This is a genomic window from Cellulomonas sp. P2_B4, assembly GCF_056404795.1.
On record NZ_JBFUDI010000005.1, the window covers coordinates 26,131 to 52,190 of the forward strand.

20 protein-coding genes are annotated in these 26,060 nt (G+C 69.6%); 8 read left to right on the forward strand and 12 right to left on the reverse strand.

Annotation, left to right across the window (positions count from 1 at the left end; genetic code table 11):
* Positions 1-43: 43 nt before the first annotated feature.
* The 7 genes from gyrA to dnaA all read right to left on the reverse strand — a co-directional run bounded on the left by gyrA (position 44) and on the right by dnaA (position 11,173).
* The gene (gene gyrA / locus AC1DZC_RS09460; RefSeq protein ID WP_477037697.1) at positions 44-2,647 is read right to left on the reverse strand and encodes a DNA gyrase subunit A; all 2,604 of its coding nucleotides are present in this window, start codon (positions 2,645-2,647) and stop codon (positions 44-46) included.
* A 49-nt stretch (positions 2,648-2,696) separates the two neighbouring features.
* Positions 2,697-4,760 (reverse strand): DNA topoisomerase (ATP-hydrolyzing) subunit B, encoded by a 2,064-nt coding sequence (gene gyrB / locus AC1DZC_RS09465; protein ID WP_477043069.1) that lies wholly within the window; start codon positions 4,758-4,760, stop codon positions 2,697-2,699.
* Between the two features lie 185 nt (positions 4,761-4,945).
* Positions 4,946-5,485: a DciA family protein gene (locus tag AC1DZC_RS09470; protein WP_477043070.1), complete on the reverse strand. Its 540-nt coding sequence runs from the start codon at positions 5,483-5,485 to the stop codon at positions 4,946-4,948.
* The gene (recF, locus tag AC1DZC_RS09475) at positions 5,475-6,677 is read right to left on the reverse strand and encodes a DNA replication/repair protein RecF (protein WP_477037695.1); all 1,203 of its coding nucleotides are present in this window, start codon (positions 6,675-6,677) and stop codon (positions 5,475-5,477) included. The genes AC1DZC_RS09470 and recF overlap by 11 nt, the downstream gene beginning before the upstream one ends.
* Before the next feature lie 10 nt (positions 6,678-6,687).
* Positions 6,688-7,578 carry a phosphogluconate dehydrogenase (NAD(+)-dependent, decarboxylating) gene (gnd, locus tag AC1DZC_RS09480; RefSeq protein ID WP_477037694.1) on the reverse strand — a complete coding sequence of 297 codons (891 nt, stop codon included), beginning with the start codon at positions 7,576-7,578 and terminating at the stop codon, positions 6,688-6,690.
* 141 nt (positions 7,579-7,719) lie between these two features.
* Positions 7,720-8,850, reverse strand: a complete 1,131-nt coding sequence (dnaN, locus tag AC1DZC_RS09485; protein ID WP_477037693.1) for a DNA polymerase III subunit beta — start codon at positions 8,848-8,850, stop codon at positions 7,720-7,722.
* Between the two features lie 799 nt (positions 8,851-9,649).
* Positions 9,650-11,173 carry a chromosomal replication initiator protein DnaA gene (gene dnaA / locus AC1DZC_RS09490; protein WP_477037692.1) on the reverse strand — a complete coding sequence of 508 codons (1,524 nt, stop codon included), beginning with the start codon at positions 11,171-11,173 and terminating at the stop codon, positions 9,650-9,652.
* 504 nt (positions 11,174-11,677) lie between these two features.
* Between dnaA and rpmH the strand changes: the two genes are divergently transcribed.
* The 8 genes from rpmH (at position 11,678) to AC1DZC_RS09530 (ending at position 20,138) form a co-directional block, all read left to right on the forward strand.
* On the forward strand, positions 11,678-11,815 hold the full coding sequence (gene rpmH, locus AC1DZC_RS09495; protein ID WP_034620737.1) for a 50S ribosomal protein L34: 138 nt from the start codon (positions 11,678-11,680) through the stop codon (positions 11,813-11,815).
* An 11-nt stretch (positions 11,816-11,826) separates the two neighbouring features.
* Complete coding sequence (rnpA, locus tag AC1DZC_RS09500) at positions 11,827-12,192, forward strand: ribonuclease P protein component (RefSeq protein ID WP_477043071.1); 366 nt, start codon at positions 11,827-11,829, stop codon at positions 12,190-12,192.
* 7 nt (positions 12,193-12,199) lie between these two features.
* On the forward strand, positions 12,200-12,487 hold the full coding sequence (gene yidD, locus AC1DZC_RS09505; RefSeq protein ID WP_477043072.1) for a membrane protein insertion efficiency factor YidD: 288 nt from the start codon (positions 12,200-12,202) through the stop codon (positions 12,485-12,487).
* A gap of 24 nt (positions 12,488-12,511) precedes the next feature.
* Positions 12,512-13,561 carry a membrane protein insertase YidC gene (gene yidC / locus AC1DZC_RS09510; protein WP_477043073.1) on the forward strand — a complete coding sequence of 350 codons (1,050 nt, stop codon included), beginning with the start codon at positions 12,512-12,514 and terminating at the stop codon, positions 13,559-13,561.
* A gap of 21 nt (positions 13,562-13,582) precedes the next feature.
* Positions 13,583-14,095 carry a Jag family protein gene (locus AC1DZC_RS09515; RefSeq protein WP_477037688.1) on the forward strand — a complete coding sequence of 171 codons (513 nt, stop codon included), beginning with the start codon at positions 13,583-13,585 and terminating at the stop codon, positions 14,093-14,095.
* Positions 14,096-16,169: 2,074 nt separating this feature from the next.
* Entirely contained in the window at positions 16,170-16,847 is a 678-nt protein-coding gene (gene rsmG / locus AC1DZC_RS09520; RefSeq protein ID WP_477043074.1) for a 16S rRNA (guanine(527)-N(7))-methyltransferase RsmG, read from the forward strand.
* A 946-nt stretch (positions 16,848-17,793) separates the two neighbouring features.
* Positions 17,794-18,888 carry a ParA family protein gene (locus AC1DZC_RS09525; RefSeq protein WP_477043075.1) on the forward strand — a complete coding sequence of 365 codons (1,095 nt, stop codon included), beginning with the start codon at positions 17,794-17,796 and terminating at the stop codon, positions 18,886-18,888.
* The gene (locus AC1DZC_RS09530; protein ID WP_477043076.1) at positions 18,885-20,138 is read left to right on the forward strand and encodes a ParB/RepB/Spo0J family partition protein; all 1,254 of its coding nucleotides are present in this window, start codon (positions 18,885-18,887) and stop codon (positions 20,136-20,138) included. Before AC1DZC_RS09525 ends, AC1DZC_RS09530 begins: the two co-directional genes overlap by 4 nt.
* Positions 20,139-20,229: 91 nt before the next feature.
* On the opposite strand, the gene AC1DZC_RS09535 is transcribed toward AC1DZC_RS09530, so the two are convergent.
* From AC1DZC_RS09535 to AC1DZC_RS09555, 5 genes are all read right to left on the reverse strand, one after another.
* Positions 20,230-21,180 (reverse strand): D-alanine--D-alanine ligase family protein, encoded by a 951-nt coding sequence (locus tag AC1DZC_RS09535; protein WP_477043077.1) that lies wholly within the window; start codon positions 21,178-21,180, stop codon positions 20,230-20,232.
* A 63-nt stretch (positions 21,181-21,243) separates the two neighbouring features.
* Positions 21,244-22,593, reverse strand: coding sequence for an aminotransferase-like domain-containing protein (locus AC1DZC_RS09540; RefSeq protein WP_477043078.1), 1,350 nt, complete (start codon positions 22,591-22,593; stop codon positions 21,244-21,246).
* A 117-nt stretch (positions 22,594-22,710) separates the two neighbouring features.
* Positions 22,711-23,040: a thioredoxin gene (gene trxA / locus AC1DZC_RS09545; RefSeq protein ID WP_477037682.1), complete on the reverse strand. Its 330-nt coding sequence runs from the start codon at positions 23,038-23,040 to the stop codon at positions 22,711-22,713.
* Positions 23,037-24,044 (reverse strand): thioredoxin-disulfide reductase, encoded by a 1,008-nt coding sequence (trxB, locus tag AC1DZC_RS09550; protein ID WP_477043079.1) that lies wholly within the window; start codon positions 24,042-24,044, stop codon positions 23,037-23,039. The genes trxA and trxB overlap by 4 nt, the downstream gene beginning before the upstream one ends.
* A gap of 117 nt (positions 24,045-24,161) precedes the next feature.
* Complete coding sequence (locus AC1DZC_RS09555; protein WP_477043080.1) at positions 24,162-26,051, reverse strand: protein kinase family protein; 1,890 nt, start codon at positions 26,049-26,051, stop codon at positions 24,162-24,164.
* Positions 26,052-26,060: the final 9 nt, after the last annotated feature.

Consider the following 26,060-nt stretch of genomic DNA (forward strand, 5'->3'; position numbering starts at 1 on the left):
GTCGGTCGGGTGCGCGGCGGGATCGAGGGCGGCGTGGAATCGGTCATGCGTCCTCCGGTGACGGATCGGTCGCGGTCTCGTCGGGCTCTGTCGAGGGCTCGACATCGCCGGGTTCGTCCGAAACCTGGGCATTCTCGCCGCCCACGGTACCTGCATCGTCGGCCAGGTGTCGCTCAGTGTTCCTCGCGACGGCGATGATTCTGTCCCCGTTGTCCGGCTTCGCGAAGATCACTCCCTGCGTGGTGCGCCCTGTCGCGTTCACCTCGGATGTGGCGGATCTCACGATCTTTCCGCGCTCCATGATGACCAGGACCTCGTCCTCGGCGTCCGCCACGAGTGCCCCGACGAGGTCGCCGTTGGCCTCGGGGAGGTTGGCCACCTTGATGCCCAGGCCGCCGCGACCCTGCTGCCGGTAGTTCTCCACCGTGAGGGCGGTGCGCTTGGCGATGCCGCCCTCGGTGACCGTGAAGAGGAACGCGTCCTCGCGCACGACGTCCATCGCGAGCAGCTCGTCGTCGTCGCGGAACTTCATGCCCGTGACGCCCGAGGTGGCGCGGCCCATGGGACGCAGGGACTCGTCGGACGCCGTGAAGCGGACCGACTGGCCCTTGCGGCTCACCAGGATCAGGTCCTGGTCGGAGTCGACGAGGCGCGCGGAGACGAGCTCGTCGGGCCGACCCTCCTCGTCCTCGCGCAGGTTGATCGCGATGACGCCGCCCGAGCGGTTGGAGTCGTACTCGGTCAGCCGCGTCTTCTTCACCAGGCCGCGCTGCGTGGCCAGGACCAGGTACTCGACCGTCGTGTAGTCACGGATGTCGAGCACCTGTGCGATCTTCTCGCCCGGCTGGAAAGCGAGGAGGTTGGCCACGTGCTGGCCCTTCGCGTCGCGCCCGCCCTCGGGCAGCTCGTACGCCTTGGCCCGGTAGACGCGACCGAGGTTGGTGAAGAACAGCAGCCAGTGGTGCGTCGTCGTGACGAAGAAGTGGTCGACGAGGTCGTCCTCACGCAGCTGCGCGCCGCGGACACCCTTGCCACCGCGGCGCTGCGCCCGGTAGTTGTCCGACCGCGTCCGCTTGGCGTAGCCACCGCGGGTGATCGTGACGACCATCTCCTCCTCGGCGATCAGGTCCTCGATGCTGACCTCGCCGTCGAACGGCATGATCGTCGTGCGACGCTCGTCACCGAACTTGGCGACGATCTCCGCGAGCTCCTCGGAGACGATGTCGCGCTGGCGCTGCTCGCTGTCGAGGATCGCCTGGTACTCGAGGATCTCGGCCTCGAGCTTGGCGTAGTTGTCGAGGATCTGCTGGCGCTGCAGCGCGGCCAGCCGGCGCAGCTGCATGTTGAGGATCGCGTTCGCCTGGAGCTCGTCGATCTCGAGCATCTCCATCAGGCCGACGCGAGCCTCGTCCGCGTCGGGCGAGCGACGGATGAGGGCGATGACCTCGTCGAGCGCGTCGAGCGCCTTGAGGTAGCCGCGGTAGATGTGGATCTCCGCCTCGGCCTCGCGCAGCTTGAACTTGGTGCGACGGACCACGACGTCGAGCTGGTGCGCGACCCAGTGCCGGACGAACGCGTCGATGCTCAGCGTGCGCGGGACGTCGTCGACGAGCGCGAGCATGTTGGCGCCGAACGTGTCCTGCAGCTGGGTGTGCTTGTAGAGGTTGTTCAGCACGACCTTCGCGACGGCGTCCCGCTTGAGCACGATCACGAGGCGCTGGCCGGCGCGGCCGCTGGTCTCGTCGCGGATGTCCGCGATCCCGGTGACCTTGTTCTCGCGGACGAGGTCGGCGATCTTCTTGGCCAGCGTGTCGGGGTTCACCTGGTACGGCAGCTCGGTGACGACGAGGCAGATCCGGTTCTGGATCTCCTCGACCTGCACGATCGCGCGCATGGTGATCGAGCCGCGACCCGTGCGGTACGCGTCCTCGATGCCGCGGTGGCCCAGGATCGTCGCGCCGGTAGGGAAGTCGGGGCCCTTGATCCGAGCGAGGAGCGCGTCGAGCAGCTCCTCGGTCGACGCCTCGGGGTGGCTGAGGTACCACTGGACGCCGTCGGCAACCTCGCGCAGGTTGTGCGGCGGGATGTTGGTGGCCATGCCGACGGCGATGCCGGCCGAGCCGTTGACCAGCAGGTTCGGGAACCGCGACGGCAGGACCGTGGGCTCCTGGGTGCGGCCGTCGTAGTTGTCCTGGAAGTCGACGGTGTCCTTGTCGATGTCCCGGACCATCTCCATGGACAGCGGCGCCATCTTGCACTCGGTGTAGCGAGGGGCGGCCGCCGGGTCGTCGCCCGGGGAGCCGAAGTTGCCCTGCCCGGAGATGAGCGGGTAGCGCATCGACCAGTCCTGGACCAGGCGGACCAGGGCGTCGTAGATGGGTGAGTCACCGTGCGGGTGGAACTTGCCCATGACGTCACCGACGACGCGGCTGCACTTGGAGAACTGGCGGTCCGGCCGGTAGCCGCCGTCGTACATCGCGTACAGCACGCGGCGGTGCACCGGCTTCAGTCCGTCACGGACGTCGGGCAGCGCGCGCCCGACGATGACGGCCATGGCGTAGTCGAGGTACGAGCGCTGCATCTCGAGCTGCAGGTCGACCTGCTCGATGCGGCCGTGCTCGATCTCTCTGCCGGTGGTCTCGCTCAACGGTGTTCCTTACGTTCGGTGCGGGCGGGGACGAGAGCTGTCTCGACGTCTAGATGTCGAGGAACCGGACGTCCTTCGCGTTGCGCTGGATGAACGAGCGGCGGGACTCGACGTCCTCGCCCATGAGGATCGAGAAGATCTCGTCCGCGGCGGCGGCCTCGTCGAGCGTGACCTGGAGCAGCGTGCGGTGCTCGGGAGACATCGTGGTCTCCCACAGCTCCTGGTAGTCCATCTCGCCGAGACCCTTGTAGCGCTGGATCGCGTTCTCCTTGGGCAGCCGCTTGGTCCCGGCCAGACCGTCCCTGACGACGGCGTCGCGCTCGCGGTCCGAGTACACGTAGTCGTGGTCCGCGTTGGTCCACTTGACCCGGTAGAGCGGAGGCTGCGCCATGTAGACGTGCCCGTGCGTGATGAGCTCAGGCATGTAGCGGAACAGGAGGGTGAGCAGGAGGGTCCGGATGTGCTGGCCGTCGACGTCGGCGTCGGCCATCAGGATGATCTTGTGGTACCTCAGCTTGGAGATGTCGAAGTCCTCGCCGATGCCGGTACCGAACGCCGTGATCAGCGCCTGGACCTCCTGGTTGCCCAGCGCCCGGTCGAGCCGCGCGCGCTCGACGTTGAGGATCTTTCCGCGGATCGGCAGGATCGCCTGGGTGCGCGGGTTGCGACCGCGGACCGCCGAGCCGCCGGCGGAGTCGCCCTCGACGATGAAGACCTCGCACTCGTCGGGGTGGTTCGACTGGCAGTCGCGCAGCTTGCCCGGCATGCCACCCGACTCGAGCAGACCCTTGCGGCGAGTGGCCTCGCGTGCCTTGCGCGCGGCCATCCGGGCCGCCGACGCCTGGATCGACTTGCGGATGACGTCGCGCGCCTCCGTGGGGTGCGAGTCGAGCCAGTCGCCGAGCTGGTCGTTGACGACCTTCTGCACGAACGTCTTGGCCTCGGTGTTGCCGAGCTTCGTCTTGGTCTGACCCTCGAACTGTGGCTCGCCGAGCTTGATGGAGATGACGGCCGTGAGGCCCTCGCGGATGTCGTCGCCCGTGAGGTTCTCGTCCTTCTCCTTGAGGATCCCCTTGTCGCGCGCGTAGCGGTTGATCAGCGAGGTCATCGCCGCACGGAAACCCTCCTCGTGCGTGCCGCCCTCGGTGGTCGAGATCGTGTTCGCGTACGTGTGGACCGACTCCGAGTAGGCGTTGGTCCACTGCATCGCGATCTCGAGGGAGAGCCGGCGCTCGGTGTCCTCGGACTCGAAGTCGATGATGTCGGGGTGCACGACCTCGACCTTCTTGGCGCCGTTCAGGTGCCGGACGTAGTCCGCGAGCCCTTCGTCGTACTTGTAGACGACGCTGCGGAACGGAGCCGCCTCGCCCTCGGCGAGCTCGTCGGCGGAGCCCGCGACCTCGTCGGCCGTGCCGAGGTGCGCGGGGCGCTCGTCGGTCAGCGAGATCTGCAGCCCCTTGTTCAGGAACGCGTACTGCTGCAGACGCGAGCGCAGCGTCTCGAAGTCGTAGTCGGTCGTCTCGAAGATCGACCCGTCCGCCCAGAACGTCTGCGACGTCCCGTTCTCGTCGGTCGGCTCGCCCTTCTGCAGCTCACCGAGCGGCTTGCCGCCGTCGGAGAAGTCCTGCTGCCACGTGAAGCCGTCGCGCTTGACCACGGTCTCCACGCGCGTCGACAGCGCGTTGACCACCGAGATGCCGACGCCATGCAGACCACCCGACACCGCGTAGCCCGCGCCGCCGAACTTGCCGCCCGCGTGCAGGATCGTCATGACGACCTCGACCGTGGGCCGGCCCTCGGTCGGGTGGATGGCGACCGGGATGCCACGGCCGTTGTCGACGACGCGTACACCGCCGTCGGCCAGCAGCGTCACCTCGATGTGGTCGCAGTACCCCGCGAGGGCCTCGTCGACGGAGTTGTCGACGACCTCGTAGACCAGGTGGTGCAGACCGCGCTCGCCGGTGGAGCCGATGTACATGCCGGGGCGCTTGCGGACGGCCTCGAGCCCCTCGAGAACCGTGATCGCGGAGGCGTCGTACCCGCCGTTGCCTGACTTGGTGCCGCTCTTGCTGCCATCCGTGGTGCCGGACGGGGGCGTGCTCTGATCGGCCACGGGCGGTAGTACTCCTCAAGCTCTCACACGCGACGGAGCGCGCCCGCCGCAGTTCTTCGGGGCGGATCAGTCCATGACGCTGGAGTTCCGGGCACACATGCGCCAGGAATGACCTTCACAGTCTACCTGGTGGACGGGCTCGGACCCTCTTTTACACACCCGTCCGGGAGCTCGGGATTCCCCCGTCAGCGGAACGTGTCGCGCTCGCCCCGGCCGGGTACCCGCTTCGGACCGGTCTTGAACCGCGGACCGCCCGGGTTGAGCACGGTGATCTCGATGACGACGCCGTCGCCGAGGTCGGTGGCGAAGCGGCCGAGCATCGACGGTGTCAGGAACCTCAGCTGCGTCGCCCACGACGTCGAGCTCGCCCGCACGGTGAGTGCGCCGCCGCTGAACGACACGTACTCGCAGTGCTCCGCGATCTCCGGTCCGACGAGGTCCGACCACGCGTGCTTGAGCACGCCGGCCACCTGGTCCGACGTCCCGCCCAGCTGGTCGAGCAGACCGCTGACGGTCGACCCGATGAGCTGCGGGTCGCGCGCTCCAGGGCCGGCCGACCCCGTGGTGTCGACCAGCGGTCGGCGGCGGGCCGGGTCGCCGGGCCGGTAGCCGCGCTGGGACGCCGCCTTCTTGGCGCGCGCCAGCGCGCCGGCCGCGACCTGGCGGGGAGGGGTGAGCTCGACCAGGTCCCGCAGTGGTCTTTCGGACGGACCCTCAGAGGACACGCGACACCTCGCCGCCCATGACGTCGACCCGCGCACCCGCGAGGAGCTCGGGGACGTCGCCCGGGACCGCCGCCGTGATCAGCACCTGCCGCGCCGGCGCGACCAGCTCGGCCAGCCGCTCGCGTCGCTTGGCGTCGAGCTCGGCGAACACGTCGTCGAGGACGAGCACCGGCTCGCCGTCCGGACCCCAGTCGCCCGCGTCGTCGTACCCGTTGGTGAGGAGCTCGTAGGACGCCAGCCGCAGCGCGAGCGCGAACGACCAGGACTCGCCGTGGCTCGCGTACCCCTTGGCGGGCAGGCCGCCGAGCGTCAGGACCAGGTCGTCGCGGTGCGGGCCGACCAGGCTCACGCCGCGCTCGATCTCTTTGGTGCGCAGGCGCCCGATGGCCTCGAGCAGCTGCGCCTCGACGAGGTCGACGCTCGCACCGTCGTCGCGGGCCTGGTCGTCCCCCTCCGCACCGAGTGCCGCATCCAGCGAGGCCTTGTAGGTGATGACCGCGTCGCCCTGACCGCTGCTGACCTGCGCATACGACTTCTCGACGTGCGGGGCCAGCGCCCGGACCAGGGCTCGGCGGGCGACGACGATCTGGGCGCCGGTCTGCGCGAGCTTGGCGTCCCAGACGTCGAGCGTCCGCAGGTCGGCGCCCGTGCGACTGCCGCGCATCGCGGCCCCGGCCGACTTCAGCAGCGCGGAACGCTGCCGCAGGACCCGGTCGTAGTCCGCCACGACGCCCGAGATCCGGGGGGTGAGCTGCACCAGCAGGTCGTCGAGGAACCGTCGCCGGCCGTCCGGGTCGCCCTTGACCAGCGACAGGTCCTCCGGTGCGAACAGGACGGTGCGCAGGATCCCGAGGATGTCGCGCGCCCTCGTCGGCGAACCGCCGTTGACCCGCGCCCGGTTGGCCTTGCCCGGCGTCACTTCGACCTCGACCAGCGTCGGCCGCGGGCTCCCCGCGTCCAGCTCGCGGATCACGCGCGCCCGGACCACCGCTCTCGTCGCCCCCGAGCGGACCAGCGCCGCGTCGGTCGGCACACGGTGGCTTCCCAGCGTCGCGATGTAGCCGAGCGCCTCGACCAGGTTGGTCTTGCCCTGCCCGTTGGGTCCGACGAGCGCGGTGATCCCGGGCTCGAGCGGGAGCTCGACCTGCGCGTACGAGCGGAAGTCGGTCAGAGAGAGGTGCGCGACGTACATGCGATCCCGGTCAGGAGCCCGCGGGCTTCACGGCATGCCCACCGAACTGCTGACGAAGTGCCGCGACGGCCTTCATCGCGGGCGACTCGCCCTGACGGCTGGCGAAGCGGGCGAAGAGCGCCGCCGAGATGACCGGCGCCGGAACGGCCAGGTCGATCGCCTCGTCGACGGTCCACCGACCCTCGCCGGAGTCCTCGACCCAGTCGTCGATCGCGGCCAGGCCCGGGTCCTGCTCCAGTGCCTGGACCAGCAGGTCGAGCAGCCAGGACCGCACGACCGTCCCGCGCTGCCAGGCCTTCATGGTGCCGTGCACGTCGGTGACCAGGTCCTTCGCGGCCAGCAGCTCGTACCCCTCGGCGTACGCCTGCATGAGCCCGTACTCGATGCCGTTGTGCACCATCTTCGAGAAGTGCCCGGCGCCCACCGTCCCGGCGTGCACGAAGCCCTCCTCGCGCGGACCCTCCGGACGCAGCGCGTCGAACACCGGCATGACCTTCGCGACGACGTCCTTGTCACCGCCGACCATGAGCCCGTAGCCGTTCGCCAGGCCCCAGACGCCGCCCGACACCCCAGCGTCGATGAAGCCGACCCCGGTGGTCGCCAGCAGCTCGGCGTGCGGCAGGTCGTCCTGGTAGTACGAGTTGCCACCGTCGATCAGGATGTCGCCGGCGGTCAGCAGACCCGCCAGCTCGGTGATGACCGCGTCCGTGATCTCGCCGGACGGCACCATGACCCAGACCACGCGCTCGCCGGCGGGCAGCGCGTCGACGAGGGCGGCCAACGACGGGACGTCCGTGACGTCGGGGTTGCGGTCGAATCCCGTGACGTCGATCCCCGCGGCGCGGATGCGCTGCCGCATGTTCGCGCCCATCTTGCCCAGACCCACCAGACCGATGTGCATCGTGCCTCTTTCGGTTCGCGGCGCGTCTGCTGCGGGCGCGCCTTCAGACCTCACCTTGCCGCAAACGACGACGGGGAGCCCGGCGGGCTTGCTTGGTGTTCTGCCTACGTGTGCTCGGTGCTCCTGGTGTCGCCGGTTCTGTCAGCTGGCGAAGCGGATGGGCACCAGCAGGTAGCGGTACTCCTGGTTGTCCTCGCCGTCGACGGTCTGCTGCCCGGTGAACTCCACGGGCTTGTTCGGGTGCGTGAACGACAGGCGCACGAACGGCGTGCTCAGCGCGCCGAGACCGTCCAGCAGGAACTGCGGGTTGAAGGCCACCGAGATGTCGTCGCCGACGAGGGTCGACTCGATCGCCTCCGAGGCCTGCGCGTCGTCACCCTGGCCTGCGTCGAGGACGACCTGGCCCTCGCTGAACGACAGCCGGATCGGGGTGTTGCGCTCGGCGACCAGGCTCACGCGCTTCGCGGCGTCGGCCAGGGCGTGCGTGCTGACCACGGCGTGGATCGGGGTCTCGTCCGGGAAGAGCCGGCGGACCGCGGGGTAGTCGCCGTCGACCAGCAGGCTCGTGGTCTGGCGACCCGCCGCCTCGAAGCCGATCATGTCGACGCCTGTGCCCGTGGCTAGGGCCACGGTCACGGATCCCGCGCTGCCCAGCGACTTCGCCGCGTCGAGCAGCGTGCGGGCCCGGACCAGCGCGACGGTCGAGATGTCCGGCGACGACGGCTTCCACGTGAGCTCGCGCAGCGCGAGCCGGTAGCGGTCGGTGGCCAGGAGCGTGACCTTCTCGCCCTCGATCTCGACGCGCACACCGGTGAGCAGAGGCAGCGTGTCGTCGCGGCTGGCCGCGACCGACACCTGGGCGACCGCGTGCGTCAGCTCGTCGCCGTCGACCGTGCCCGTGGTGGGCGGCATGACCGGGAGGTTCGGGTAGTCCTCGACCGGCATGGTCAGGAGCGTGAACCGGCTCGCACCGCAGGTCACGATCACCTTGGTGCCCTCGAGCACCACGTCGACGGGCTTGTCCGGCAGCGCACGGGAGATCTCGGCGAGCAGCCGGCCGCTGACCAGGACGGAGCCCGGCTCGCTGACGTCCGCCGGGATCTGCGACCGGGCCGAGACCTCGTAGTCGAAGCTCGAGAGCTGCACGGTGCCCGTGGTGTCGGCCTCGAGGCGCACCCCCGCCAGGACGGGGACGGGCGGCCGTGTGGGCAGGCTGCGTGCCGTCCACGTGACGGCGTCCGCCAGAACATCACGGTCGACCCGGAACCTCATACCTCAACCTCTCGTCGTGCGGGGGCGCTGCGGTGCCCTCGGTCGCGCTGCGGCCGGATCACAAGACTTGTGATCCGGCGCAGGGCTCAGGCATCAGGCGAACACTACGCGTTCGGTCCGACGCTCGGTACGGGGTACGACACGGATGTCGTTCGCTCGTCGGTGGTCGGTGGTGCGCTTGTCGTTCGTTCGACGGCGGGTGCTCGTCCGTGAGTCGCCCGGAACGTCTTGGCGGTGTGTGGATCCATCACATAGAGAGTTGTCGTCATCGTCATCGGGGCTGTGCATCGTGTGGACGACGCTCGTCGACCCAGGTCAGGGCCGGAATCACATGTGCACCGCGGTTGTGCGTCGATTCGGACGTCCGGTGGACGACGGTCCGGAGCTGCGGACGGCCCGTTCCGCGTCCACCGCCGAGGGTCCTGTAGTCCACACGTCTCGAGACCTCGTCCACCGCTGTCCACAGGTGAGTACACAGGTGTGGAGATTCGTCCCATGGTTCTTTCAGGAACGGGATGAAGGTTGGCGGCACGAGGGTCGAATCGTTCTGTCGGTGGGAGCTGCCTCACGAACTTCACCCGGTATTGGGGTGATTTCGCGCCCGAATTGACCGGATCTCCGGTGTTCGCGCAGGTCAGCGATTGGTTCGCCGCGTGAAGCGCTGGGGAGGGCCGAACAGGTGAATCCCGTCACAAGCATCCCCAGGTCCCTGTGGACGCCTGTGGATAACTGTGTTGAACGAGTCGGTCATTTGGGCCAAAACAGGCACGGAACATGGTCCGTGCCCGTCGTCTTCCGGTCAGCCGCGGCTCTGCTGCTTGATCCGGTTGGTGAGCTCCGTGACCTGGTTGTAGATCGAGCGACGCTCCGCCATGAGCTCGCGGATCTTGCGGTTCGCGTGCATCACCGTGGTGTGGTCGCGGCCGCCGAACGCCTGGCCGATCTTCGGGAGGGACAGGTCCGTCAGCTCGCGGCACAGGTACATGGCGATCTGCCGGGCGGTCACCAGGACGCGGGAGCGGCTCGAGCCGCACAGATCGTCGATGCTCAGGCCGAAGTACGCCGCGGTCTGCCCGATCACCTGGGTGGCGGTGATCTCCGTCGTCTGGTCGTCGGTGATCAGGTCCTTGAGGACGATCTCCGCGAGCGACAGGTCGACCTGCTGTCGGTTGAGGTTGGCGAACGCCGTGACGCGGATGAGGGCACCCTCGAGCTCGCGGATGTTGGTCGAGATCTTGGACGCGATGTATTCCAGGACGTCCGGCGGCGCCTGGAGTCGTTCACTGCCGGCCTTCTTGCGAAGGATCGCGATGCGGGTCTCGAGGTCCGGCGGCTGGACGTCGGTGATCAGGCCCCACTCGAAACGGGACCGCATGCGGTCCTCGAAGCCGTTCAGCTGCTTGGGGGGCAGATCGGACGTGATCACGACCTGCTTGTTCGCGTTGTGCAGGGTGTTGAACGTGTGGAAGAACTCCTCCATCGTCTGTTCCTTGCCCTGCAGGAACTGGATGTCGTCGATGAGGAGCACGTCGACCTCGCGGTAGCGGCGCTGGAACGCGCCGGCCTTGCCCTCGGAGATCGAGTTGATGAAGTCGTTGGTGAACTCCTCGGAGTTCACGTACCGCACGCGCACGCTGGGGTAGAGGTTCTGCGCGTAGTGGCCGATCGCGTGCAGCAGGTGCGTCTTGCCCAGACCCGAGTCGCCGTAGATGAACAGCGGGTTGTAGGCCTTGGCCGGTGCCTCGGCGACCGCGACCGCCGCGGCGTGGGCGAACCGGTTGGAGCTGCCGATGACGAAGGTCTCGAACAGATACTTCGGGTTCAGGCGCGCAGGCTCTGCGGGCTGCTTGCGGTTCGGCTGGCGGTCGTCGAACTGTCGCTCGTTGCGCTGGGGCTCACGACGAGGCGGCGCGTCGGCGTCGTTCTGCACCAGCGACAGGTCGGCGCGCGAGTCGCGCCGCTGGTCGTCGGGCTCGTACTCGCTGCGCTGCTCGGTGCGCTGCTCGTCGTAACGCTGCTCGCTGCTCACCACGCGCAGGGCCGGCGGCGCGTCCTCGGCCAGCTCGGGATCGACGGTGATGGCGAACCGGGCCTCCCGGTCGAGCGCGGTGCTGAGGGCGTCGGTGACCTCACCGCGGACCCGCGACTCGAGGTAGTCCTTGGTCAGGTCGTTGCCGACGGCGAGCAGGAGCGTGCCGTCGAGCAGGCCGAGCGGCCGGGCGAGACGGACGAACGCGATCTGTCGCGGCGTGATGTCGGGGCTCTGCTCGAGGGTCGACACGACGTGGCCCCATACCCGTGCGAGCTCTTCGTCCTGTGACACGTGCTACCTCGGCTGTTCGTTCGCGTGGGTGGTCGAGTCTCGCACGGCCGTGCGTTGTCCACACAGTTGTCCACACCTGTGAGCGGCTGATCACGTCGGCTCCGACCGCCGTCTCCGGCGATGAGGACGGGGATCGTCCGACGTCGTGCGCGTCGTTGCTGGCACCCGTCCCCAACCGCGGATCGTGCGCGTGGTCAACAGGCCGCTGCCCCTGGCGACGAGGTACGAGCGTAGTGGCCGGGTCGGGGGCGCGGCAGGTCTCGACCGGGTGACGTCCGGTTCGTCCTGATCCCTCGATCGTGGGAGGCTCTTCTTGCGACTCGCGCGCATTTGACCCGCGCTGACGGGGGGAAGTACGGTATTGCAGCCTTATCGATGGCCTCCAGTTGGCGCGCCCAGACGCCGCATGCGTGAACTCGCGTGTTCGTGGAGCAGTCGGTCTCGGCAGCCCGAACCTGGTCGCGCGGTACATGCGAGGCCCACCCGATGTAGTTGGAGACTCTCGTGACCAAGCGCACCTTCCAGCCGAACAACCGGCGTCGCGCCAAGACCCATGGCTTCCGTCTGCGCATGCGCACCCGTGCCGGCCGCGCGATCCTCGCGGGCCGTCGCCGCAAGGGCCGCGCGGAGCTCTCGGCCTGACATCAGCGTCGGTGCTGCCCGCTGCGCACCGGATGCGCCGGGCTGCCGACTTCGAGCAGGCGGTGCGCCGAGGCGCGCGCGGCGGACGGGACACCCTCGTGGTGCATCTGACGACCATGACCGATCACACCCCCTCGGGGCCCGTGGTCGGTCTTGTCGTGTCCAAGGCCGTCGGTACGGCGGTGACACGCAACCTCGTCAAGCGGCGCCTGCGGGAGCTCGTCCGTGCACGTCTGTCGGTGCTGCCGGCGGAGGCGGGCATCGTGGTCCGGGCACTCCCCCCGGCCGCGACCAGCACCTACGCGCAGCTCGGGTGCGATCTCGACGCGGCGCTGGCGACGGCCGTCCGACGTGCCGATCGGCGATCTCGTGCGTAGTCATCCCATGACTGTGGTGCACGCGATCGCTCGGATCCCCGCCAGGCTGCTCCTGCTCGCGGTCCGTGGGTACCAGCTGTTCATCTCACCGATGACGCCGCCGACCTGCCGGTTCTATCCCTCGTGCTCGCAGTACGCGGTCATCGCACCGCAGCGGCACGGCGCCATCCGCGGCACGTACCTCGCGGTCTGGCGGGTGCTGCGGTGCAACCCCTGGAACCCGGGCGGGGTGGACGACGTTCCTCCTGCGCCCCATTCACACCGTCATCTCGACGCGGCATCGTCCGCGCACTGATTCACGACTGAGGAGTTCTTCCGCATGGATTGGTTCGACGGTCTGCTCCACCCGATCATGGTGGTCGTCAGCTTCATCATGGTGCAGTTCCATGCGCTGTTCTCGGCCATCGGCCTCGACCCCGACGGCGGCGCCGCCTGGACGCTGTCGATCGTCGGGCTCGTGATCGTGATCCGGATCGCGCTGATCCCGCTGTTCTTCCGCCAGATCAAGGCTTCGCGCGGCATGCAGCTGCTCGCTCCCGAGATGCAGGCGATCCAGAAGAAGTACAAGGGCAAGTCCGACCCCGCGTCCCGCGAGGCGATGAGCCGCGAGACCATGGAGCTCTACCGCAAGCACGGAACGAACCCGTTCGCGTCGTGCCTGCCGATCCTGCTCCAGTCCCCCATCTTCTTCGCGCTGTTCCGCGTCCTGAACTCGTTGCCGCAGGTGGCCGACGGAACGATGGATCCCATCGGGCCGATGTCGCAGTCGCTGGCCGAGTCTGCCGAGAGCGCCACGATCTTCGGGGCGCCGCTGTCCGGCACCTTCATGAAGGCCGACGGCAACATCCACATCCAGATCGTCTCGGTCGTCCTGATCATCTGCATGTCTGCGACGACCTTCCTCACGCAGCGCCAGCTGACCATGAAGAACATGCCGCCGGCGGCCCTGCAGGGTCCGATGGCCCAGCAGCAGAAGATCCTCCTGTACGTCCTCCCGCTGATCTTCGCGTTCTCCGGCGTCAACTTCCCGATCGGTGTCCTCATCTACTGGACCACGACGAACCTCTGGTCGATGGGCCAGCAGTTCTACACGATCCGCCGGATGCCGGCGCCCGGGTCGCAGGCCGAGCTCGCCATGAAGGAGCGCAAGGCGAAGAAGGCCGCTGCGAAGGGTGTCATCGAGGACGCGCCGACGCCGCAGATCGAGGAGAAGCCGCGCACCGGTCAGCGCCAGCAGCCGAAGCGCAAGGACCGTGCCAAGCCCATTACCAAGCCTGGCGACGACGCCCCGAAGAAGGCAGGGATCGAAGAGGATCCCGGCCCTTCCGACGCAGTGCCCTCCAAGCCGCCCACCAAGCCCAAGAAGTAGACGTTGATCGGAGTGCCCTTCATGACTTCAACCGAGCCTGAAGCCCCCGTCGAGACCGCGAGCACGAAGCGCCTCGAAGAAGAGGGTGAGATCGCTGCCGACTACCTCGAGGAGCTCCTCGACATCGCGGACCTCGACGGTGACATCGACATCGACGTCGACCACGGTCGAGCCGCTGTCGAGATCGTCTCCGAGGACCCGGCAGACCGTTCCCTGCGTCGGCTCGCCGGCCCGGACGGCGAGGTGCTCGACGCCCTGCAGGAGCTGACGCGCCTGGCCGTTCAGGCGAAGACCGGTGAGCGCAGCCGTCTGATGCTCGACGTCGCCGGCTACCGGTCCGCTCGCCGGGCCGAGCTCGTCACCGTCGCCACCGAGGCCATCGAGCGCGTCAAGGAGTCCGGTGCATCGGTCGCACTGAGCGCGATGAACCCTTTCGAGCGCAAGGTCGTCCACGACGCCGTTGCCTCGGCCGGTCTGTCGAGCGACTCCGAGGGTGTCGAGCCCGAGCGTCACGTGGTGATCCGTCCCGCGTGATCGTGAGTTGCGGCGCCCTCTGACGCGTTGCAAGAAGGGCGAGCCTGACGGCTCGCCCTTCTTGTGTTTCACGTGAAACAACTCCACCCCGTAGGGACCGCGATCCCCGGGGGCATCGGTGTCGCGGTGTATGCGCGGCTAGTTGACGACGGACACGCTCGTTGTTTCACGTGAAACGGGGCGATGTGTGGCCGGCGTTGCGTGCTCAAGCGGTTGCCGAGGATGCTCCCTGTTTCACGTGGAACAGGGAGTGGTGTGTGTGGGCGGATGTATGAGCGCTCACGCGGGCATCACCGGTCGTCGCCTGGGTCGCGGAACCGACCCAGCCGCCGCACACGCTCCAGCTGGCCCGCGTGGTGGTCGACGTCACGCTCTCGATGACGCCTCCGTCGTTTCACGTGAAACACCCGTCGCCGTGTGGATCTCCGTCGATCTCGGTCACCGCGGCCGGGCGCATGCGTGTCCCCTTCTTGTGCCAGGCGAACTATCCAGAAGGCGGGCCCCGAGGTTGTGTCCCGGCGACTAGCGCGGGGCTCGCCGGCCCATCGTGCGGGACCGGGTGCTTGGCCGAGATCGACGCAGAGCGTGGACGGCTGACGTCGAGGACGCGTCGTGCCTGTAGCCCCTGCACCCGGCGACCGTAGGGCGAAACCGTTTCGACGTGATGGCGCTAGCCGAGCTTGAGAGCTCTGGCTCCACGTCCGCCCAGTTGGGTGGTCGCGCGACCGTAGGTCGCCGTTGGGCGGAGCCGGCCTGGGCGTCCTCGGTGGGTGGGGTGTGACCGTGCTTGATCCATGTGCCTGTCGTGGACTGTCGCAGGGGCTGAACTCGGTTCGTCGCCGTGATCGTGGTTCGAATCAGTTTGCTGGCTTGATTGCGCCTGCCTGTTTCACGTGAAACAGGACCGGGGCCTGCACGCCTCGGTCGGTGTGGGCCGCCGGTTTGAGGCTCGTGTCTCGAGCCTCAAGCTCAGGAAGGGAGCGGGCCGAGCGCCGCCTCGCGCGACGTCTCTATGCGTCCGATGCCGTGGCGACGCAGTGCGCGGTCATGCTTGAACGTGTTGACTGCCGACGGGATCAACGTGGTGCTCGGTGCGACGTCGCCGTCCTGTTTCACGTTAAACAGGAACCATCCGTACGTCGACTACAGCTCTGGGTTGGTCACGTTACGCTCCCGGACCAGCGGACCGTTTCACGTGAACATCGACAAGGCTCCGATCCCGCTAAGAACTTTTCACGACGGCCGCCGTCGTCGCGGTCTCTCATCAGCGAGGACCTGGCAGCAACCCGACGTGGCGAGTGCGTTGTCACGCTTGAACGTGCTGACTGCCGACGGGAGCGACGTGCAGTTTGCCGACGGGATCAACGTGCTGACTGCGTACGGGATCTAGGTGCTGCTCGGCGCGAAGTCTCTGGGTCCGCCTTTCCTTGTTTCACGTGAAACAAGGAAAGACCCGTACGGCGACTACAGCTCGGGGCTGGTCAGGCCGCGCTCCCGCCAGGAGGACGCAAGCGCGCCGATTCACGTGAAACGGCGCCAGAGACCGGGGGCTCGCGTGTCATCCGACGTCGCGCATGGACGGGATCGGAAGTGTCGGCTCCTGAGCAAGGGCACTCCGACGAAGGTCTACCCGCGGCGGAATTCGGACGCTCGGCGGTGTGGCGGATGCGCAGAGGAGTCGGACGGGCTCGCGTCTGGTGAGTCGCCGGCTCGGGTTCCGCGTAATGGCGCTCCACAGCCACGGTGGGCCGACCACGCGCATGTCTGCTCTCGCGCACAGGCAGTGCCACCGGTCACCAGCCCAGTCCCTCCTGCATCGGGTCGCCTGGGGCCTTCATCGCTGGGGCCGGGTTGCCGACGCCCACAATCCTGCCGGAGCCTCGTGGCTACGCCGGTTGTGTCGGCGTCCCACGTCGTGAACCGGTGAGTGTGGATGGCGGGTGGGGAGGGCTGCGCACGGTACCGTAGGCGTCGCGATCGACCGCCTTGGTGGGAGGTCCGGCGCACCCGCTGATAGTTCGGGATCGAACGGTGGCCACTGGTTCGTTTCACGTGAAACCGAGGAGATCTGACAGTGACGGAAGCTCGGTCGACGGTCGTCGACGGAGCCGACCCTCTGCAGGGTGACCCTCGAGTAGCGACGTTCTTCGGCGCCTCGTGGCCCGCGGTCCTCGGATTCCACGACCTGCTCGTGAGCGAGGGTGAGCTCCGGGGTCTGGTCGGCCCGCGAGAGCTGCCGCGGATGTGGGAGCGGCACCTGCTGAACTCGGCCGCTGCCGTCCCGTTCCTTCCCGAGACCGGTCGGATCGTCGACCTGGGGAGCGGAGCCGGTCTGCCTGGCATCGTCGTTGCGGCGATGATCCCTGGGGCTGAGGTCGTGCTCCTCGAGCCGATGGAGCGACGCACCGACTGGCTGTCGGAGGTCGCCACCACGCTGAAGCTCGACAACGTCGTCGTGCGTCGCGGTCGGGCGCAGGACCTGCACGGGGACCTCGTGGCGGACGCGGTGACGGTCCGTGCGGTCGCAGCGCTCGACAAGCTCTACCGCTGGGCTCTGCCCCTGCTCAGAGCAGGCGGGACGCTCGTCGCCCTGAAAGGCAGCAAGGCCGAGGCCGAGGTCGAGGAAGCCCGCCATGTCGGGCGAAAGCTCGGCGCAGGCCCGGCCGTCGTCCTGGACGCACCGACGATCGAGGGAGTCGACGTGACGCGGGTTGTGCGAGTAGTACGGGAGGCTGTGCCTGGTGTTCGGTAGGAAGAAGGGCCGGTCAGACGAGTCCGAGTCGACTCCGGCCAAGCATGTCGAGGCGAACGAGCAGGCTCCCGCGTCGTTCGACGGTGGACCTGCGTCAGTTGTTCCGCCCAGTGCCGCGTATCCGAACGCCCCGGGGGATGCCGGATCCGACGTGACCATCGCCGCCGTGACCCGGGTGAGTGTGGCGGACGCGGCGTACGACACGCCCGCGGTCACGACTACCGGCGCTACAAGCACGCCGGTCGTCGCGACCACTCGAGCGAACGGCGCCCCGGCCGTCGCGAGCTCGGGAGTGAACGGTGGCCGGGACGTCGTGAGCGCCGAAGGGAGCAGCATGCCGGTCGCCGCGAGCAGCGGAGTGAGCAGCACGTATCCCGCTGCTGCATCGAGTCCGGGCGCCTCGTCTACGGCGGGCGGCGCGTGGGCCAGCCAGGTTCGCTCGCTGACCGTCGAGCGGGACGGGGTCGCGTCAGCTCCTCACGGGGATACGGCCGCCGTCGCCGATCGGGCGGTTCCTGTTTCACGTGAAACAACGGAACCGGCCGCCGTCGCCGATCGGCCGGCTCCTGTTTCACGTGAAACAACGACGCCCGAATCCCAGGGCATCGAGCCGCAGCCGTCGGACGTAGCGCCGGTTGCGGCATCCACGGTAGGTGCTCCAGCAACAGCAGGACGGCCTGACGCGGAACACGGTGGGGCGGAGACCACGGACGCTGCCTCGATCAACGAGGCAGAAGCCGGCACGAGCGAATCATGGGATGACGCGATCACGACGGGTCGTAGCGCTGCAGGGGCTGCGGCGGCGCGCGGTAGCGAAGACAGCGCGGTGTCCGGGGACGCGACGCCCCTGAGCAGCAGCGAAGGGCGCGTTCTCGATGCTCCCGCCTCGAGGTTCGACAGTGGGTCGGAGAGCCCGACGACCAGCAACAGCGTGGCGGAGGCATCGGTGACCGAGATTGACCCGGACGAGCGACGGCGCGCCGCGCTGGTCGAGAGCCTGCCGGAGGCCTCGGACGACACCCCGCTCATGGCCCAGCTGCAGCAGGACGCGCGCCGCCGCATCGAGCTGCGGGGGCGTCGGTTCCCACGTCCGCCGGCGACCCGGGTGGTCACGGTGGCGAACCAGAAGGGCGGCGTCGGCAAGACGACGACGACCGTGAACCTGGCGGCCGCTCTCGCGCAGTCCGGACTCAACGTGCTGGTCCTGGACAACGACCCCCAGGGCAACGCATCGACGGCCATCGGGATCGAGCACCGCTCGGGAACGCCGTCGATCTATGAGGTGCTGGTGGACGGCGCCCCGATGTCGGAGGCGGTGCAGGAGAGCCCCGACGTCCCCAACCTGTTCTGCCTGCCGGCGACGATCGACCTGTCGGGCGCCGAGATCGAGCTCGTCTCGATGGTGGCGCGTGAGACCCGGCTCCGGAACGCGCTCGACACGTACCTGACGTGGCGGATCGACAACGGGCTGGAGCCCATCGACTACGTGTTCGTCGACTGCCCGCCGAGCCTGGGTCTGCTCACGGTCAACGCCTTCGTCGTCGCCCGCGAGGTGCTCATCCCGATCCAGTGCGAGTACTACGCGCTGGAGGGCCTCAGCCAGCTGCTCAAGACGATCGAGCTGATCCAGGCGCACCTGAACCCGAACCTCCACGTGTCGACGATCCTGCTGACCATGTACGACGCCCGCACGAACCTGGCGCAGCAGGTAGCGAACGAGGTGCGGACGCACTTCCCGGAGATCACGCTCCGCACCACGGTCCCGCGCTCCGTCCGGATCTCCGAGGCGCCGAGCTACGGGCAGACCGTGATGACCTACGACCCGGGTTCCACCGGTGCGCTGGCGTACCTCGAGGCCGCCCGCGAGGTCGCGGAGCGAGGTGCGGCCACCGGAAGCAGCGCCGACGGGACCGCCGGGGACGGCGCCACGCGCGCCGTAGACGCGCGCATCCCGGAGAACGACCCGCAACGCGAGCAGGCTGGACCTGCCGACCAGAACATCGATGAGCCGGCGATGGCCGTGCAGCAGGAGGAACAGTGAGCGAGAAGCGACGCGGTCTGGGCCGGGGCCTCGGGGCCCTCATCCCGACCGGCCTGGACGGCCAGCGTCCGACGGGTGCCGAGCGCCCGGTCGACGTGTTCTTCCCGGACCCGAAGCGCGAGGCGGCGGCAGCTGAGGCGGCCGAGCAGGCAGCAACAGAAGCCGCCGCGCAAGCAGCCTCCGACGAGAGCGCCGCGACGGACCTCGAGGGCACGCCGTCGGTCGACGCCGAGCTGGGGGAGATCGCTGTCTCCGCGCCGAGGACGGCCGTCCTGGCCACCGCTGCCGAGGCAAGCGACGGCGGCGGCTCGGTGGCGACGGCGACCTTGACCGAGGAGCGACCGTTCACCGACGGCACGCCCGTGCAGGAGTGGGACCTCCCGCAGGAGCCGGGCCAGCCCGCCGAGGACGACGGCACGGGCCTGGTTCCGGTGCCCGGTGCCCGGTTCGCTGAGCTTCCGGTCCTGTCGATCCGGCCCAACCCGCGTCAGCCGCGCACGGTGTTCGACGAGGACGCGCTCGAGGAGCTCGTCGGCTCGATCCGGGAGATCGGCGTCCTGCAGCCCATCGTCGTGCGCGACGTGGGCGACGGCTACGAGCTGATCATGGGCGAGCGGCGCTGGCGGGCGACGCAGCTCGCCGGCCTGGCGACCGTGCCGGCGATCATCCGGGACACCGACGACGCGGACCTGCTGCGCGACGCCCTCCTGGAGAACCTCCACCGCTCGCAGCTCAACCCGCTGGAGGAGGCTGCCGCGTACCAGCAGCTGCTCGACGACTTCGGATGCACGCACGAAGAGCTGGCGACGCGCATCTCGCGCTCCCGTCCGCAGATCTCGAACACGCTGCGCCTGCTCAAGCTGCCGCCGCTGGTGCAGCGCAGGGTCGCCGCAGGTGTCCTGTCGGCCGGCCACGCTCGTGCCCTGCTCGGCCTCCCGGACGCGGCTGCCCAGGAGCGACTGGCTCAGCGGATCGTGGCGGAGGGCCTGTCCGTCCGGGCGGTCGAGGAGATCGTGTCGCTCGGGGGAGACGCGGAGCCGACCGCGAGGCGTGCGGCGCCGGTCGCCGGTCAGCGCAACGAGGCCCTCGACCACCTGGCGGCGCGTCTGTCCGACCGGTTCGAGACGCGCGTGAAGGTCAGCCTGGGCAAGTCGCGGGGTCGCCTGACCGTGGAGTTCGCGTCGGTCCAGGACCTGAACCGCATCCTTGCCAGCCTTGCTCCCGAGGACCCGGGCCTGCTCAAGGGCTGAGGAACCACAGACATGAGCCCGTCACCGTGAGGTGGCGGGCTCATGTACTTTCTTGCAGGATTCTTCGGTACAAGTCGAACACATGAGCAGGTCAGAGCGCTAGTGCGGCGTCCACCATCGACCGGTAGAGCGCGCCGAGCGAGAGCCCGGCGGCCTCGGCGGCCTGCGGAAGCAGCGAGGTCTCGGTCATCCCGGGCGCCACGTTGACCTCGAGGAACCAGACCGTGCCGGCGTCGTCGACGATCAGGTCCGTCCGGGAGAGCCCCGACAGTCCGAGGGCGTTGTGCGCCGCCAGCGCGGTGCCGATCACCGCGCGCGAGACGTCGTCGGAGAGCCGCGCCGGGGCGAAGTACTCGGTGCGGCCCGGGTTGTAGCGGGCGTCGTAGTCGTAGGGGCCGTCGGTGACGATCTCGACGGGCGGCAGCGCGAAGGGCCCGTTGCCGAGGTCGACGACGCTGACGGCGACCTCGGTGCCGATCACCGCGGACTCGACGAGCGCGGTGTCGCTGTACGCGAAGCAGTCGACCATCGCCTGCGGCAGGTCCTCGGGGCTGGTGACGAGCGTGACCCCGAGCGCCGAGCCGCCGCGCGACGGCTTGACCACGAGGGGGAGCCCGAGCCGGGCGACCATGACCTCGAGCACCTGCCGCGCGCCCAGCTCACGGAACAGCGACTGTGGCAGCGTCACGAAGTCGGGCGTGGACAGCCCGGCTCGCGCGGCGACGGTCTTGGCTATCGGCTTGCTCCAGGCGACGCGGCTCTCGCGCGGTCCAGCCCCGAGCAGGCGAAGCCCGAGCATCTGCACGACGTCCCGGACGGAGCCGTCCTCACCGCTCGTCCCGTGCAGGAGCGGCCAGACGAGGTCGGGCTGCAGCTGCGTCAGCGCGGGCACCAGGTCGGAGTCGACGTCGTGCACGCTGACGTCCACGCCGACGGAACGCAGGGCGTCGGCGACCCGTCGGCCGGACCGCAGCGAGACGTCCCGCTCGTGGGAGAGGCCCCCGGCGAGCACGACGACCCGGGGCGACGAGGTGGTGGTCACGTGAGGGGCTCCAGGGGCAGGACGTCGAGGGCGATTTGGCTGATCACGACCTAGCGGGCAGGGTCAGGCGACGTCGGGCGCCGGCGACTGGACGTCGTCGGGACCCGACGAACCGCTGGTGCCGAACAGGTCGACGAGCTCACGCTCCCCGGCGACGACGCCGGCGAGCCGGCGGACTCCCTCACGGATGCGCTCGGGCGTCGGGTAGCAGAACGACAGCCGCATGTGGTCGGCGCCGGTGCCGTCGAAGTAGAACGCGGTCCCGGGGACGTAGGCGACACGTGCGGTGACGGCCCGCGGCAGCATGTCCTTGGCGTCCAGCCCCTCGGGCAGGCGGACCCACGTGTAGAAACCGCCGTCTGGCACGTTCCAGGACGCCTCGGGGAGGTGCTCGGTGAGCGCGGAGATCATGGCGTCGCGCCGCTCGCGGTACTGCTCGCGGTAGTTCTTGATCTGGCCCCGCCAGTCGCACGTCGAGAGGTAGGTCGAGATCGCGATCTGCGACGCGTTCGACGGGCACAGGATCGCGGACTCGCTGGCGAGCACCAGCTTCTCGCGCACGGCGTGCGGCGCGACGACCCAGCCGACGCGGTAGCCGGGCGCGAACGTCTTGGAGAACGACCCGAGGTACAGGACGCCCTCGTCGTCGAGCGAGCGCAGGGCGGGCATCGGTTCGCCGGAGAAGCCGAGCAGGCCGTAAGGGTTGTCCTCGAGGACGAGGACGCCGTAGCGCCGGGCGATCTCCAGGATCAGGGGCCGACGAGCCAGCGAGATCGAGACACCGGCCGGGTTGTGGAAGTTGGGCACGGTGTAGAGGAACTTCACGCGCCGACCCTCGGCGGCCAGGGACGCCAGGCGCGACTCCAGGGCCGCGGGGATCAGCCCATCCGCGTCGATCGGCACGTGCACGACGTCGGCCTGGTAGGCACGGAACACGCCGAGCGCCCCGACGTACGAGGGCGCCTCCGCGACGACGACGTCGCCCGGGTCGATGAAGATGCGGGTGACCAGGTCGAGCGCCTGCTGCGAACCGGTGGTGACGACGACGTCGTCCGGGTGGGCGTCGATGCCCTCCAGCGCCATGACGTCGAGGATCTGCTCGCGCAGCGTCTCGTCGCCCTGGCCGGAGCCGTACTGGAGCGCCTGCATGCCGCGCGTGGCGACGACGCGCTGCGCCAGCTCACCGAGGACGTCGAGCGGCAGTCCCTCGAGGAACGGCATGCCGCCCGCCAACGAGACCACCTCGGGCCGGTTGGCGACGGCGAACAGGGCGCGGATCTCGGAGGAGCGCATGCCGTGGGTGCGCTCGGCGTAGGAGCCGAGCCAGCGGTCGAGGCGGGTGCCCGTGCCGGCGGCGGAGGACGTGGGGTGCTGGCCCGACGTCTCGCCGGCGGGCATGGGTGTCTCGCTCATGCCCATGAGTTTCGCACGGTGCACCCCGAGGTCCCGGCAGCGTCCCGACACGAGGAACGCACCCGGGCACGCGAACGCCCCCGGCACCGCGGTGACGGGGGCGTTCGAGGACAGGCGTCAGACGGAGGCGAGAACACTCTCGATGTCCTCGGCGATCATCGACTTCGGGCGGGCGCCGACGCGGGACGCGACGAGCTCGCCACCGGAGTAGATGTTCAGCGTCGGGATCGACACGATGTTGTAGTCGGCCGCCAGCTGAGGGTTCTCGTCGGCGTCGACCTTCACGATCTTGACGCGGCCCTCGTACTGGTTCGAGAGCTCCTCGAGCACGGGCGCGACCATGCGGCACGGACCGCACCAGACGGCCCAGAAGTCGACGATCACGGGGATCTCGGACTCGAGGACCTCGGCCTGGAACGTGGCGTCGGTGACGACGGTGGTGCTCATACGATCTCCTGGACGTAGGCCTCGATGGGCGGGACGGGGGCGACCAGGTCGCCCAACGACGCGAGGAAGTGCTGCGCGTCGAGGGCGGCGGCGCAGCCGGAGCCGGCCGCGGTGATCGCCTGACGGTAGGTGTGGTCGACGAGGTCGCCGCAGGCGAAGACCCCGGTGACGTTGGTGGCCGTGGACCGGCCGACGACCTGCACGTAGCCCTCGTCGTCGAGGTCGACCTGGCCGACGAGCAGCTCCGAGCGCGGGACGTGACCGATGGCGACGAAGACGCCGGTCGCGGGGTGCTCGCGGGTCTCGCCGGTGATCGTGTCGCGCAGCGTCACGCCGGTGACCTTGGCGTCGCCGTGGATGCCGACCACCTCGGAGTTCCAGGCGAACTCGATCTTCGGGTCGTTGGCGGCGCGGTCGGCCATGATCTTCGAGGCGCGCAGGTGGTCGCGGCGGTGCACGAGGGTGACGCGCTTGCCGAACCGGGTGAGGAACGTGGCCTCCTCGACGGCGGAGTCGCCCCCGCCGACCACGATGATCTCCTGGTCGCGGAAGAAGAACCCGTCGCAGGTGGCGCACCACGAGACGCCGCGGCCGGACATGCGCTTCTCGTCGTCGAGGCCGAGCTCGCGGTACGCGGAGCCGGTGGCCAGGATGACGGCGCGGGCGCGGAACGTGTCGCCGTTCAAGGTCTCGATGACCTTGATCTCGCCGGTGAGGTCGAGCGAGGAGGCGTCGTCCCACAGCACCTCGGCGCCGAACTTCTCGGCCTGCTTCTGCAGCTGCTCCATGAGCTCGGGGCCCTGGACGCCGTCGGGGAAGCCGGGGAAGTTCTCGACCTCGGTCGTGTTCATCAGCGCGCCGCCGGCGGTGACCGACCCGGCGATGACGAGCGGGGCGAGGCCCGCGCGCGCGGCGTAGATGGCGGCCGTGTAGCCGGCGGGACCCGATCCGACGATGACGAGGTCGCGCACGGAGTCGGGCGCTGCGGTGGTCTGGTCGGTCACGGTGTGGGTCCTTGCGGGTCGGGTGTGGAGGCTGTCGGGATCAACAGATCCTAGGCGCCAGATGTTCCGTGAACAGCATGACGCCCGGCACCGACAAGCAGCGCGCGCGAGGCGGGCTCAGGACAGCGAGACCTCGGTCAGCTCGAGCCGGAACGACCCGTCGGCGGTGGTCGGCAGCTCGGTGATCCACAGGACGAGCGACTGCGTGTCGGGCGGCGGCACGAGCGGGAAGACGCCCTCCGGGCCGAACGACCCGGATGCGAGGACCGGCCCGTCGGTGGGGTGCGCGGCGTCCGTCGCGCGGATCTCCACGTGCCCGCCCAGGCTGTTCGACCGCAGCGTCACGGCGTTCACGGTGGTCTGGTTGGCCAGCGTGATCGCGTAGCCGACGGCGGGCTTGAACCCGGCGAAGTCGGCCCGCTTGTAGGTCTGGGTGTACCAGAACGTCGAGGGGTCGCCGTCGAACGCCTTGGCCGCGTCCTCCTGGTGCTCGCCGTCCGCGTCGGAGGGGTCGATCGTCGTCGCGGAGGCGATGACCGGCGGACCACCGGCGGGGGCCTCGGCAGGGGGTGCCACCGGAGTCTCACCGGTCGCCGGCGCCGACGCCGAGGCGCTCTGCGACGGTGCCGCTGCTCCGTCGTCGGTGGACGGCGACGGGGGGTCGAACGAGGAGAACAGCGTGCGGACAGCGATGATGACCCCGATGATCACGCCGATGCCGACGATGATCAGCACGAGCGCCGTCGGGTCGAAACGGCGCGCGACGATCGGGACGTCGCGCGTGTCGACCCCCATGACGTCGTCGAAGTCGGCGGCGGCCTTGGCCTGCGCGACGGGCCGACGCGAGACCGTGGGCGCCGGCGGAGCGACAGGAGCAGGAGCAGGAGCAGGCGCCGGCGCCGTGGCGGGAGCAGCAGCGGCCGCCGCGACGGGAACTACGGGCGGAGGCGGGACCGCAGGCGCGCCGGTGGCCGGTGTGGCGCCGCCACCGAGGGTGTTGCCCTTGGCGGGGATCGCGGGCGGCGGGGTGCCGGGCAGGTTGGCGCCGGGAGGCTGCGTCTCGGGGACCTGGAACGCGGTGCGCACGGACTGCCGCTGCACGACGACGGGCGCCACCGCGAGACCCTCGACCAGCGTGGGCCCCGGCTCAGGAGCGGCGTCACCGGTCGGCGGGAACTGCGTCTCGACGGTGGTGGCAGCCACGGCCGAGTCCTCGCCGAGTCCCGACGCGCGGATCTCGCCCCACGGCTCGAGCTCGCGGACGAGCTCGCCGGGACTGTGCGGACCGTCGTCGTTGGGGCCGAGCGTGACCGCGCAGAGCGTGTCGAGGTCGTTCGGGATGCCCGGCACGAGCTCGGCGGGCGGCACCGGCGAGCCGTTCACGAGCGGGGCGAGCGGCAGGGTGTCGCCGCCGGTGGGCAGCAGGGAGTCGGGATCGCCGGGCCAGTGCCCGGTCAGGGCGGCGTACAGGAGCCGGACCAGTCCGACGGCGTCGGCGCGGGTGGTCGACCGCGCGTCGCCGCCGGCGTCACCGAGCAGGGCGGCGTCGAGCGCGAGCCCGCCGACGAGGACCCGGCCGTCGGGGCTCACGTGCACGACCGACGGGCGCAGGGCGAGGTGGTGGACACCGCGGCGGCGTGCGATCTCGAGGGCGGCGGCGGCCTCGCCGACGACGGCACGGGCCTGGTCGGCGGTCAGCGGTGCGCGCGAGGCCAGCTCGGCGAGCGACAGGCCGACGAGCTGCTCGGAGACGACGTAGCCGTAGCCGTCGTGCGACCCGACGTCGAGCACGCGCACGAGCCGGGGGTCGGTGACGAGCGCGGCCCGGCGGGCAGCGTCGAGCGCAGGGGCGACGGCCCCGGACTCGAGCACCCGGACCCGGACGGCCCGGTCGAGGATCTGGTCGGTTGCCTGCCACGCGCTGACGCCCTCGAGGTCGGAGTCGACCGCGGAGAGCACGCGGTAGCGCCCGGCGAGCACAGTGCCACGACCGACGACCTCGCTCACCAGCACCTC

What these genes read in the sequence shown, in the direction of transcription:
- recF (WP_477037695.1), bottom strand. Translation starts at nt 6,677, where the DNA reads ATGTACGTCGCGCACCTCTCTCTGACCGACTTCCGCTCGTACGCGCAG.
- gnd (WP_477037694.1), bottom strand. Translation starts at nt 7,578, where the DNA reads ATGCACATCGGTCTGGTGGGTCTGGGCAAGATGGGCGCGAACATGCGG.
- dnaN (WP_477037693.1), bottom strand. Translation starts at nt 8,850, where the DNA reads ATGAGGTTCCGGGTCGACCGTGATGTTCTGGCGGACGCCGTCACGTGG.
- yidD (WP_477043072.1), top strand. Translation starts at nt 12,200, where the DNA reads ATGACTGTGGTGCACGCGATCGCTCGGATCCCCGCCAGGCTGCTCCTG.
- yidC (WP_477043073.1), top strand. Translation starts at nt 12,512, where the DNA reads ATGGATTGGTTCGACGGTCTGCTCCACCCGATCATGGTGGTCGTCAGC.
- AC1DZC_RS09515 (WP_477037688.1), top strand. Translation starts at nt 13,583, where the DNA reads ATGACTTCAACCGAGCCTGAAGCCCCCGTCGAGACCGCGAGCACGAAG.
- AC1DZC_RS09540 (WP_477043078.1), bottom strand. Translation starts at nt 22,593, where the DNA reads ATGAGCGAGACACCCATGCCCGCCGGCGAGACGTCGGGCCAGCACCCC.
- trxA (WP_477037682.1), bottom strand. Translation starts at nt 23,040, where the DNA reads ATGAGCACCACCGTCGTCACCGACGCCACGTTCCAGGCCGAGGTCCTC.